This window comes from Amycolatopsis sp., from assembly GCF_035276945.1.
Lineage (GTDB): Bacteria > Actinomycetota > Actinomycetes > Mycobacteriales > Pseudonocardiaceae > Amycolatopsis_E.
The window spans coordinates 1-11,152 of sequence record NZ_DATELF010000129.1; the positions used below are offsets into that span (position 1 = coordinate 1).

Consider the following 11,152-nt stretch of genomic DNA (forward strand, 5'->3'; position numbering starts at 1 on the left):
ACGAACGCCAACGCGTCCTGCGGCTCCTCGTCAAAGACGTCCTCATCGGCCCCGAAAAAATCACCATCCGCCACCGCATCCCCATCCGCGAACGCACCACCAACGAGTCACCATCCACCGACAACACCGACAACACCGACAACACCGACAACACCGACAACACCGACAACACCGACACGGAGGGTGACCATACCCAACATTGCCAACTGCGTTGGGGGCGTAGGTCGCCCATCTTGTCCAACATCTACCTCGACCGGCTCGATACATTCGTTGAACAGCAACTGATCCCGGCCTACACACGTGGCACGGCACGCCGCCAGAACCGGGAGTACGGAAACATCACCGCCACGATCGGCTACTACCGACGCAAAGGCGACCGAGACAAGGTCAAAGCGCTGCGCAAACGGCAGAAGTCGATCCCCAGCGTGGATGTCAACGACCCCGGCTACCGGCGGCTGCGCTACTGCCGCTACGCCGACGACCACCTCCTAGGTTTCGTCGGCACCAAGGCCGAAGCCGAGCAGATCAAGAACCAGCTCGCAATGTTCCTGCGCGAGGAACTGAAGCTGGAACTCTCCACCGAGAAGACCTTGATCACCCACGCCCGCACCCGCAAGGCGCGGTTCCTCCGCTACGACATCTGGACCAAACAGGCCGACACCTGGCACACCAAGGGACACCGCTACATCAACGGCAATATCGCCCTGGGCGTGCCACCGGGGACTGTCAACACCAGATGCCGGACCTATCAGCGCGGGCAGGGCAAACCCTGATCCGCAACGCACTGATCCGCACCAGCGACCACAACATCGTGGCCACCTACGGATCGGAGTATCGAGGCTATGTCCAGTACTACCAGATGGCCGGAAACATCAGCTGGCTCAACAAGCTCCGCTACGTCATGGAACGGTCGATGCTGTCGACCCTCGCGGCCAAACACCGCCGCCCACCCTGGGTGATGCGCCGCCGCCACGAGACAACCGTCGAGACCCCGCACGGGAAACGACGATGCTTCGAAGCGGCCCAGCGCGCACCTTCGGGCACGGTTTTCACCGCCCGGTTCGGCGGCATCCCGCTGCGCCGCAACAAGCACGCGCATCTCATCGACGGCGCGTGGCCGACCCGGCGGGGTCGCCAACTCATCGACCGGCTGACGGCCGGGATCTGCGAACTATGCGAGTCGCGTGACGGGATCACCGTCCACCACGTCACACGACTCACCGACCTCAACCGATACAACACGACGACGGCGCCGGACTGGGTACAGGCGATGCGAGCCAGGCGACGGAAGACCCTGATCGTCTGCGCGGACTGTCACGCCGACATCCACCGGCACCACGGCACGCAGTAGCAGCACCGGAGAGCCCAGGTGCGGGGAAACTCGCCCGCCGGGTTCGGGGAGCAGCCGCGCGGAAACGACCCGCAAGGGGCACCGCGCCGCGCGGCTGACTCCACGACGGCGTTGCGCAACCAGTCCCGCACGCCGCCCAGGCCGTCCAGATTGTGCGGACCCGCAAACGCAAGGGCGGCACCAAAAGCACGACCCGCGAGACGGTGTACGCGGTGACGTCCCTGACCGCCACACAGGCCCAGCCTACCGAGTTGGCCCGCTACATCCGCGGGCACTGGCACATGAAGAACAAACTGGGTCCGCGACATTGACAATGGGCGAAGACGCCTACCGGGCGCGCACCGGCGGCGTTCCACGAGCCATCAAACTGATCTCAACCAGCTGAAACACGACTTTGCCCCAGCCCTGGGTGGAGGCCCCATCGTGCACACCCGCGGAGTCGTGGTCCGGAAAGCGCCGGGCTCCTACGAGGTCGTCGACCTCGAGCTCACAACCCGCACCACGGCAAGACGCGCGTGGTCGCTGACATCGCCGAGGCCAGGGTGATGGTGAATACCCAAGATTGTTAGTGGTTAGTAACTACTTTCTGCTAACCTCACTGCCTGTGAGTACAGGTGCCGTCGAGCGCATGCCCGCCCAGCAGCGGCGCGAACAGCTGCTGGAGCTGGCGGCCGAGGAGTTCGCCGCAGCTGGGCTGCACGGCGCGTCGACGGAGGCGCTCGCCCGCCGCGCGGGGATCTCGCAGGCCTACGTGTTCCGGTTGTTCGGCACCAAGAAGGCCCTGTTCCTGCAGGTGGTGCAGCGTGCGTTCACGCGGCTCATCGAAGGCATGGACCGCGCCGCCGGGCACACCTCCGGGGCGGAGTCGATCGCGGTCATGGGCGGGTACTACGACCGCGCCCTGGCCGACCGTACCGAGCTGCTGGTGCAACTGCAGGCCTTCGCCGCCTGTGGCGACCGCGAGGTCCGCGAGGTGGTGCGCGAGCACATGGCCAGGATGTGGGCGGCGACCGCCGACCACACCGGCATGCCGCCGGTGGCTGTGAAGAGCTTCGTCGCCTACGGCATGTTGCTCAACGTCGCCGCCGCGCTGGACATCGACGACGTCGACGCGGAGTGGGCCCGTGGCATCCGCACCCGCATCCACGCGGGACTGTTCAATCACCTGACCGAGGAGAACAACCAGTGAGTGCTTCCACGACGCCGGAGACGGGCCAGGCGGAGAGTGCCGGCCGGGGCGGCACCACCCTGGTGGCGGCACTGGTCTTCATCGCTTTGGTGGTCGCGGCGATCGGGAGCTTGGGCGCACCGCTGATCACGTCCGTGGCCAAGGACTACGACGTGTCGCTGTCCACCGCGCAGTGGACGTTGACCATCACGCTGCTGACCGGTGCCGTGGCCACCCCGCTGCTCGGCCGCCTGGGCTCCACCCAACGGAGGCGAAAGGTCGTTCTGGCCACGCTGGCCATCGTGGCGCTGGGCAGCGTGGCCACCGTAGTACCCGCGCCGTTCGTGGTGCTGCTGGTCGGCCGTGCCGCGCAGGGGGTCGGCCTGGGCCTGACCGCGCTGACGATGGCAACCGCCCGCCAGCACCTCGGCGACCGCGCGGTGAGCACGATCGCGATGCTGTCGGTGGCCTCCACTGTCGGCATCGGCGTCGGCTACCCGATCGCGAGCCTGCTGGCCCAGCTCGGCGGCGTGCGCGTGGCCTACCTGCTCGCCGTAGTGGTCGCCGTGGCCGCGCTGATCACCGCCGTGGTCGCCATCCCGCGCGACACCTCCGCCGCGCCTGCGAATGAGTCGGTGGACTGGTTGGGCGCGTCCCTGCTCTCCGTCGGCCTGGTGGCAGTGCTCCTGGTGACCAGCCAGTCGAGCTGGTGGTCGAGCAACCCGCTGCCGGTCGTGTTGATCCTGCTCGTCGGCGCCGCGGTGCTGGCCGCCTGGGTCGTCGTCGAGCGGAAGGTGGCGCGCCCGTTGGTGGACCTGACCGCGCTGCGGCACCCGGCGGTCGCGGGCGCCAACGTGGTCATGTTCGTCTCCGGCATCGCCATGTACTTGCTCTTCACCCTGATCACCCGCTTCGTGCAGACCCCCTTGCAGGTCGGCTACGGCTACGGGCTCAATGAGGTCGAGGCGGGCCTGGTGCTGGTCCCGTTCTCGGCACTGGGATTCGTCGCGGGCCGCGTGGTGCCGAAGATACGGCAGAAGGTCAGCCCGTTCGGCCTGCTGACCGCCAACGGTATCGTGATCGCCCTCGCGTGCGTCCTGTTCGTCAGCGTCCGCGGAATGGGTGTGGTGTGGCCGATCGTGGTCATGGGCGTGCTGGGCTTCGGCGTTGGCGGCTTCTCCGCGGTAATGCCACAGGCGATCCTGGCGGTCACCCCGGCCGAGGAGACCGCGGCCGCGATGAGCGTCAACCAGGTCGTGCGCTCGGTCGGCTTCTCCCTCGGCAGCGCGGTCAGCGGCCTGATCCTGGCCGCGCACACCGCGACCGGCAGCTTCGCCCCCACCGACTCGGGCTACTCCACCGCCGCTTGGACGGCCGGCGTGCTGGCACTGGTCACCATCGTACTGGCGGCGGGAATCAACGCCTCCCGGAGCAAGCAGCACCAGTCGTGACCTCGCGCGGTCACCGTGTTTCCCCACCCGGTGGGATCCGTTCTTCCACGAGACGATGCCCCTCGCCGACGTCTATCATTTCCCGACCCAGCACTTCGACTTCTACCGCGATCAACTCACGCCCGCCTGATGACCTCGGCGGGAGCCGGGACACACCTTGGGGAATAGCCGATTTTCTGGCAGAAAAGCCGACACCAGCGCCACCCCCTACAAGCCGCTGAACTGCGGTTTTCAGTGTACAGGGGGTGGCGCTGGGGTTCGTCTGTGGAGCTTGGGGGGCTTATTACAACCCGAAAGACCAGGTCAGAGCCCTGGAACAGCTTCGCGAGAAGCTCCCCAGCCTCGGCGCCCCCGAACCGACGTCGGGCAAGCGAGACCGGCCGCGGCGTGCTCGGCAACTCGGCAAGCTGATGGCCGAGTATCTCGGCAGCCTGCTGCTGGCCGCATTGGTGATCGGATCGGGGATCGCCGCGCAACGGCTCTCGCCCGGTGACACCGGCTTGCAGCTCACGGAGAACGCGGCGGCGACCGCAGCGGGCCTATTCGCGATCATCCTGATGTTCGGTCCGGTCAGCGGCGCGCACTTCAATCCGATCGTGTCCTTTGTGGATGCCGCGTTCGGCGGACTGTCGTGGCGTCACGCGTTCGCGTACCTGCCGGTGCAGATCGTGGGGTGTGTCAGTGGCGCGGTGCTGGCGAACCTGATGTTCTCGGCCGGCGCGGTGAGTATCAGCACCACGCACCGGGCCACGGTGGCGCATGGATTGTCCGAGGTGGTCGCGACCGTCGGGCTGATCCTGGTGATCTTCTCGTTGGCCCGGTCCGGACGCGGCGAGCGGGCACCGGCGGCGGTCGGCGCCTACATCGGGGCGGCGTACTGGTTCACCAGCTCCACCAGCTTCGCCAACCCCGCGATCACGGTCGGCCGCATGTTCAGCGACACCTTCGCCGGTATCGCCCCCGCGTCGGCCCCGGTGTTCATCGCCGCCCAGGTGGTCGGTGGTGAGCTCGCGCTCCTGCTCGTCCGCGCGCTCTACCCCGGCGTCACGCCGAGCCAGGCGGCCGAGGTCGTCGTCCCGCACACGGCTGTGTCCTCCCGCGGCTGACCCGCATCCGACATCTCGCCTCGCTGAGGAGGCCCCGAAATGGAACACCCACCGGATCTGGACACCGGTGCCGCGCGCATCATCAACCAGCTCGCCTACCGCTACGACGGGCTGTTCGATCGCGACCGCATCGAGAGCCTGTTCCATGACAGTTACGACCGGCTCGGCGAAACAGCCAGGGTCACCGTCTTCCTGCCCACCTTGGACGGTCCAGCGGCTCGACGCGCTGGCCCAGGCCGAGGGCAAGACGGTCAAGCGGGTGCCGGAGGTGTTGTTCGTGTGTGTCGGCAACGCGGGCCGCTCGCAGATGGCCGCCGCGCTGACTCGCCACCACGCTGGCACCCGGTTGCACATCCGCACTGGCGGCTCGAACCCGCACGAGGCGATCTATCCCGACGTCGTGCACGTCATGGGCGAGGCCGGATTGTCGCTGGAGGAGGAGTTCCCCAAGCCGCTCACCACCGAAGTGCTGGCCGCCGCCGACGTGGTGGTCACGATGGGCTGCGGTGACAGCTGCCCGATCCTGCCCGGACGGCGCTACGAGGACTGGACCATCGACGACCCCGCCGGCCAACCCGTCGAGCAGGTCCGCGCGATCCGCGACGACATCGACCGGCGCGTGCAGGCGCTGCTGGCCGAACTCCTACCCGCCGCGTCCTAGCCACGTCGTACTCGAGCACGGCGGTGCGGCGGGCATCGCGTCGCTGTCGGTCACGAGCCTCCCTTCGGTGCGAGTTGTGCTGTGCTGGCAAGGGAAAACACTGCTGCGACGATGGTCATCGCGGCCAGAACCAGGAACGCGGTGGCGTAACCGCCGACCCATTCGGCGAGGACGGCCCCGGCGAACGGGGTGAGCGCCATCGCGATCGTCAACGGCGCGGACAGCAGGCCACCGAGGTGGCCGTAGTGAACTGGCCCCCACCGGTCGGTGACCGCGGTGGCCTGCAGCAGTGTGAACACGCCGCGCGCCGTCCCGGCGAGGATCGCCGCCATGATCAACGTGGATACGGTGGTGAGCACGCCGAGCAAGGCAGTGGTGGTGGCCATCGCGAGCAAGACCAGCGCGGTCCGCGTGCGGACACTGGTGCGGCGGGTGAGGGCGGCGTAGCCAAGGCGGCCGGCGACCTGCCCGGCGCCGCCAAGCCCGAGCGCGACCGCCGCAGTTCCGGTACCGACGCCTCGCTCGGTCAGCAGCGGCACCAGGTTGACCACGACCGCGAACGTGGCGAACGCCGCGCCGCTGAACGCCACGACCAGGACGAGGAAAGATCGGCTGCGTGCCACCCGGCTCGGATTCGCGGCATGGGCGTGCTGCGGCTCGATGGGCGGGCGCGGCGGCCATGGCAACCGCAGCCCGAACAGGTGGCCGGGAATCGTGACCAGCACGAGGATTCCGGCGAGCACCAGGTAGGTGCCGCGCCAGTCCAGGTGCGTCGAGAGCCACGCGGTCAGCGGCGCGAACACGGTGCTCGCCAACCCCGCCGCCAAGGTCAGCACGGTCAGCGCGCGGACCCGGTTCGGGCCATGCCAACGGGTCAGCGCGGCGAACGCGGGCGGATACAGCACCGCGCCCATCGCCACCCCGACCACCAGCCACGCCGCCAGGAAGCACGCCAGGTTCGGTGAGCACGCGACCGCGACAACCGCTGGCACCGCCAGCAGCGAACCCGCGCTCATCACTCCGCGCGGACCGTGGCGGTCCAACCACCGCCCGACCGGAATACTGACCAGTGCGGCGATGAGTTTGGCTGGCCGAAAACGCCGCGGTGATCGCGGCGGTCGGCCAACCGGTCGCGGCGGTGATGTGCCCGGCCAGCACGGGGAAGGCGTAGTAGAGCACGCCCCAGCTAGTGATCTCCGTGGCGCACAGCACCACCAGCACTCGCCGCAGCCCCGCCCGAGTCGCCGCATCGAACTCGGGCAGAGCCTGCGAGGCTGTCATCGGGTGTCATCGGGTGTCAGCGGGCGGACGGCGCGGCCAGCGACAAATCCTGGACATCAGCGGGTGCACCGCAGCAGCCACCCGAGGCGGCGTCGGCCGGGGCGGCGAACAGTCCAGCGCCGCCGCAGACCCCGGTCTCGGGCAGCACCAGCTCCACCCGCTCGGCGGACTCCCGGTCGCCGGCCAGCTCGGCGGCGATCGAACGGACCTGCTCATACCCGGTCATCGGCAGGAATGTCGGTGCTCGCCCGTAGCTCTTCATCCCGGCCAGGAACACATTCGGCTCCGGGTGCGCGAGTTCCTTCACCCCATGCGGGTAGACGGTGCCGCAGGAGTGCATGTTCGGGCCGATCAACGGCGCCAACGCCACCGGAGCCTGCAACGTCGCATCCAGCGCCAGGCGCACTTCTGACAGCCACGACAGGTCCGGCCGGAACCCGGCCAGCACCACGACCTCGTCCACCGCCTCGACGCGCTGCCCCTCCGACGACACCAGCGTCAACCGGCCCTCAGCGTCGCGTTCGACGGCCTCGGTCCGGAACCCGGTGACGACCTCGATATGCCCAGCCTCAACCGCAGCCTTCGCGCGCAGACCCAGCGCGCCACGGGCGGGGAGCTGATCAGCATCGCCACCACCGAACACCGCGCCCACCGCGCCACGGCGCAACAGCCACGTAATCCGCGTCGACGGACGCTGCTCAGCAAGCCCGGCGAAGGCAACCAGCGCGGTCAACGCCGAATGCCCGGCACCAGCCACCACTACATGCCGATCGGCGTACCGCGCGGCCACCGTGGCATCCTTGAGATTCGGGACCTGGTAAGCAATCCGGTCGAGAGTAGCGGTCTCACCGACTGCGGGCAGACCGTCCCCGCCCAGTGGGTTCGGTGAGGTCCACGTCCCCGAGGCGTCGATCACCGCCAGCGCCGCGATCCGCTCCTCGCTGCCATCGGCGTTGCGGACGTGCACGGTCAGCGGCTCACTGTCCCGCCCCGCGTCAACGACCCGGTCGCGGCCCCGGCGGGCGACACCGACGACCTCCGCGCCGAACCGCACCTTGTCGCCGAGAGCGTCGACCAAGGGGCGCAGGTACAGCCGCGCCCACTCCTCACCCGTCGGATAGCCATCGGCTTCCGGGTGCCGCCAGCCCCGTGGCTCCAGCAACCGGCGCGCGGCCGGTGCGACCAGCTCGGCCCACCGGGAGAACAACCGCACGTGATGCCACTGCGCCACCGCCGCACCCGCCTGCTCGCCGCGTTCGAGCACCAGGACCGGCAGCCCCCGCTCGACCAGTTCCGCCGCCGCGGCCAAACCGACCGGCCCCGCTCCCACGACCACCACTGGCAACTCGGACATCCCACACCCGCTTTCATCGATCCAAATCGATTGACTCGGCCGAGAGTATCGATGAGCCTCGATGGATGCAACCATCGATTTCGATCGATACACTCGGCGCCATGCCGATCGCGCTGCCCCAGGCCCAGGTCCTGCCCACCGGCGAGGCGACCACCTACGCCGAGTGGTTCGCCTGCCTCGCCGAACCCGTCCGGGTCCGGCTGCTGCACGCCGTGGCCACCAGCCCGAAGGGCATCACCGTCGGCGCGCTCACCGAGATCCTCAGCACCAGCCAGTCCACCACCTCGCACCACGTGCGCAAGCTCGCCGACGTCGGCTTCGTCCGCCTCCGCAAGGAGGGCACAGCCACGATCGTCACCGTCAACGAAGCCTGCTGCGCCGGGCTACCGCACGCCGCTGACGCCGTCATGGGCCTGCTCGCCCCGCGCCCGCGCTGCCCTGACGACGTGCCCGCCGACGTCACCGTCCGCGCCCTCGAACCCAGCGACTGGGCCGTGGTGCGGCGCATCTACGGCGAAGGCATCGCCACCGGGATCGCGACCTTCGAGACCACCGTGCCCAGCCGGGCCAGCCTGGACGCGAAGTGGCTGCCCGAGCACAGGTGGGTCGCCGAACTCGACGGACAGGTCGTCGGCTGGACCGCCGCCAGCCCCGTCTCCGGCCGCGACTGCTATTCCGGCGTCGCCGAAACCTCGATCTACGTCGCCGACGGCCATCGCGGCCGAGGCGTCGGCAAAGCCTTGCTGTACAAGCAAGTCACCGCCGCCGACGCCGCCGGACTCTGGATGCTGCAAACCGCGATCTTTACCGAGAACCGCGCCAGCATCGCCCTGCACCACTCCGCCGGCTACCGCACCGTCGGCATCCGCGAACGCATCGCCCAACTCGACGGCACCTGGCACGACACCGTCCTCATCGAACGCCGCTCACCCGTCAACTAACACCAGACCGGCGATTCGCGAGGACACTGGAAGCGTGGATCGGCAAGCAGTACACGACGAGATCGACCGAGCGCGAGCGAACTTCCACGAACTCCTCGACCACGCCTCGGACGTCGATCTTCGCCGCCCGACCAACGGCACCCGGTGTAACAACAACAACTGCTGTTCCACATGCTGCTCGGGTATCTGATCATTCGGGCGCTGCGCGGCCTGATCGTGACGTTCGACCGGCTCCCCAGCAGCGCAGGCCGACGCTTCGCTCACGTGCTCAACGCCGTGACCGCGCCCTTGACGCGGTGAACTACGCAGGCGCCTGGCTCGCCGGCACGGTGCTGCCCCGGCGAACACTCGGCGCGCTATTCGATCGAGTCGTCGGCTCCCTGCACCGGCGCCTGGACATCGAGACCGAGGATGACCTCGCGCGGTCCATGCGCTTCCCGACTCGGTGGGATCCGTTCTTCCGCGAGACGATGACCCTCGCCGACGTCTACCACTTCCCGACCCAGCACTTCGACTTCCACCGCGACCAGTTCACGCTCGCCCTATGACCTTGGTGGGAGCCGGGATACACCTTGGGGGAATAGCCGATTTTCTGGCGAGAAACCCGACACCAGCGCCACCCCCTGAAAGCCGCTGACCTGCGGTTTTACAGTGCTTAGGGGGTGCGCAGGGGGTTCATCTGTGGACCCTGGAGGAGGTTACTCCAACACCCCTGACCAACTCAGGGAGCTGAAGGCCCTGCTGCGCGAGCTACCCAGGCCAGGCACTCCCACTGTTCGGCGCGAACCTGCCCAGCTTCCAGATCGGGTGAAGAAGCTCACCACCGAACAGGTCGAGGAGCTGATCAAGGACTACCAAGCGGGTGCAACGGTCTACGAGCTGGGCGAGAAGTTCGGAACATCCCGGCAGGCGGTCGGAAAGATCTTGAAGCGGCATGGCGTCACGATGCGACGGCGAGGACTCTCGCCGGAGCAGATCGACGAGGCAGTGCGGCTGTACGAGGGCGGCTGGTCGCTGGCACGCATCGGCGACAAGCTGAGCGTGGACTCCACGACAGTGTGGAACCGGCTACGGGTCCGAGGGGTGAAGATGAGAGATACGAGCGGGAGAGAGCGGTGAGTTCCTGGTCCATTTCCCGACGCCTTCGCCAACGTAGTTTGATCACAGCCCGGCGAACAGTTTCAAGACCGCCGCTGACGGGTAGCTGGAGAGTGACGCCACGCCGTTAGCAAGATTGATTGGGATCAGCGCGCCTTCGTTGTGGTAGCTCACCAATGACGGCAGAGTGGCAAGGACCCGGTCGAAACCGATGAGATCGTCGATGGAGGCTGGCTTGTCCTTGTCGTCCAGATACTCGCCAGTGGGCGCGTTGAGCACCATCCAACTGTAGGGATCGAGCTTGACGAAGACTTTTTCCCCGTAGTTGGTGCGGTAACCGTAGGGGTTGACGAGATCCGGCGTCCGGTAGACCTCTTCCCGGACGTACCTGTGGGACAGCACCGCATAGCGCGGTAGGTCGGTAGATTTCACCGGTGACGACAGGGCGGCGAACTCAGCTAGATGATCGACGAGATGCCCTGTTTTCTCTTGCCCGATGAGATAGATGGGGTGCTTTCGGATTGTGGCCTCGGCGAGCAAGGACCGAATCGCGGGCACCAGCTTGGAATACTGGCCACGAAGGGTCAGCGGACCGTCCTTGATAAGCAGAAGGTTGCTCAGCGAGCTGAAATCGTCTCGCACCCAGAAATGCCGGACCACAGAGAACAGTAGGAGCGTCTCGTGGATGTTCATGTATGCGCTGGCGAGGCTCTCCGGCGATGAATCTTCGCCCATTTCGAG

Annotated in this window: 11 protein-coding genes and 3 pseudogenes; 11 read left to right on the top strand and 3 right to left on the bottom strand. The window is 67.6% G+C overall.

The genetic code is table 11. From position 1 onward, the window contains the following. The 7 genes and pseudogenes from VJT49_RS23105 to VJT49_RS23130 form a co-directional block, all read left to right on the top strand. A pseudogene (locus tag VJT49_RS23105) lies at positions 1-773 on the top strand (hypothetical protein); the annotation flags it as partial. Further along, positions 737-1,351 carry a group II intron reverse transcriptase/maturase gene (locus VJT49_RS23110; RefSeq protein WP_324166991.1) on the top strand — a complete coding sequence of 205 codons (615 nt, stop codon included), beginning with the start codon at positions 737-739 and terminating at the stop codon, positions 1,349-1,351. The pseudogene VJT49_RS23105 and the gene VJT49_RS23110, both read left to right, overlap by 37 nt. A gap of 604 nt (positions 1,352-1,955) precedes the next feature. Next, positions 1,956-2,540, top strand: a complete 585-nt coding sequence (locus tag VJT49_RS23115; RefSeq protein ID WP_324166992.1) for a TetR/AcrR family transcriptional regulator — start codon at positions 1,956-1,958, stop codon at positions 2,538-2,540. Then, positions 2,537-3,970, top strand: coding sequence for an MFS transporter (locus VJT49_RS23120; RefSeq protein WP_324166993.1), 1,434 nt, complete (start codon positions 2,537-2,539; stop codon positions 3,968-3,970). The genes VJT49_RS23115 and VJT49_RS23120 overlap by 4 nt, the downstream gene beginning before the upstream one ends. Positions 3,971-4,215: 245 nt before the next feature. Next, positions 4,216-5,076 carry an MIP/aquaporin family protein gene (locus tag VJT49_RS23125; protein WP_324166994.1) on the top strand — a complete coding sequence of 287 codons (861 nt, stop codon included), beginning with the start codon at positions 4,216-4,218 and terminating at the stop codon, positions 5,074-5,076. A 39-nt stretch (positions 5,077-5,115) separates the two neighbouring features. Continuing rightward, a pseudogene (locus tag VJT49_RS35405) lies at positions 5,116-5,220 on the top strand (hypothetical protein); the annotation flags it as partial. A gap of 1 nt (position 5,221) precedes the next feature. Beyond that, positions 5,222-5,737, top strand: coding sequence for an arsenate reductase ArsC (locus VJT49_RS23130; RefSeq protein ID WP_324166995.1), 516 nt, complete (start codon positions 5,222-5,224; stop codon positions 5,735-5,737). A gap of 50 nt (positions 5,738-5,787) precedes the next feature. Here VJT49_RS23130 and VJT49_RS23135 read toward each other — a convergent pair. Together VJT49_RS23135 and VJT49_RS23140 are read right to left on the bottom strand one after the other, a co-directional pair. Next, a pseudogene (locus VJT49_RS23135) lies at positions 5,788-7,018 on the bottom strand (MFS transporter). Positions 7,019-7,034: 16 nt separating this feature from the next. Then, positions 7,035-8,372: an FAD-dependent oxidoreductase gene (locus VJT49_RS23140; RefSeq protein ID WP_324166996.1), complete on the bottom strand. Its 1,338-nt coding sequence runs from the start codon at positions 8,370-8,372 to the stop codon at positions 7,035-7,037. A 101-nt stretch (positions 8,373-8,473) separates the two neighbouring features. On the opposite strand from VJT49_RS23140, the gene VJT49_RS23145 reads away from it, so the two are divergent. From VJT49_RS23145 to VJT49_RS23160, 4 genes are all read left to right on the top strand, one after another. Then, the gene (locus VJT49_RS23145) at positions 8,474-9,313 is read left to right on the top strand and encodes a helix-turn-helix domain-containing GNAT family N-acetyltransferase (RefSeq protein ID WP_324166997.1); all 840 of its coding nucleotides are present in this window, start codon (positions 8,474-8,476) and stop codon (positions 9,311-9,313) included. Between the two features lie 34 nt (positions 9,314-9,347). After that, positions 9,348-9,503, top strand: a complete 156-nt coding sequence (locus VJT49_RS23150) for a hypothetical protein (protein WP_324166998.1) — start codon at positions 9,348-9,350, stop codon at positions 9,501-9,503. Positions 9,504-9,609: 106 nt separating this feature from the next. After that, a complete protein-coding gene (locus tag VJT49_RS23155) occupies positions 9,610-9,861 on the top strand; it encodes a hypothetical protein (protein ID WP_324166999.1) in 252 nt (83 codons plus the stop codon). A gap of 259 nt (positions 9,862-10,120) precedes the next feature. Further along, positions 10,121-10,432, top strand: a complete 312-nt coding sequence (locus VJT49_RS23160) for a helix-turn-helix domain-containing protein (protein WP_324167000.1) — start codon at positions 10,121-10,123, stop codon at positions 10,430-10,432. Between the two features lie 42 nt (positions 10,433-10,474). On the opposite strand, the gene VJT49_RS23165 is transcribed toward VJT49_RS23160, so the two are convergent. Continuing rightward, positions 10,475-11,152, bottom strand: a 678-nt coding sequence (locus VJT49_RS23165; RefSeq protein WP_324167001.1) for a hypothetical protein, incomplete at its 5' end; no start/stop codon positions are given.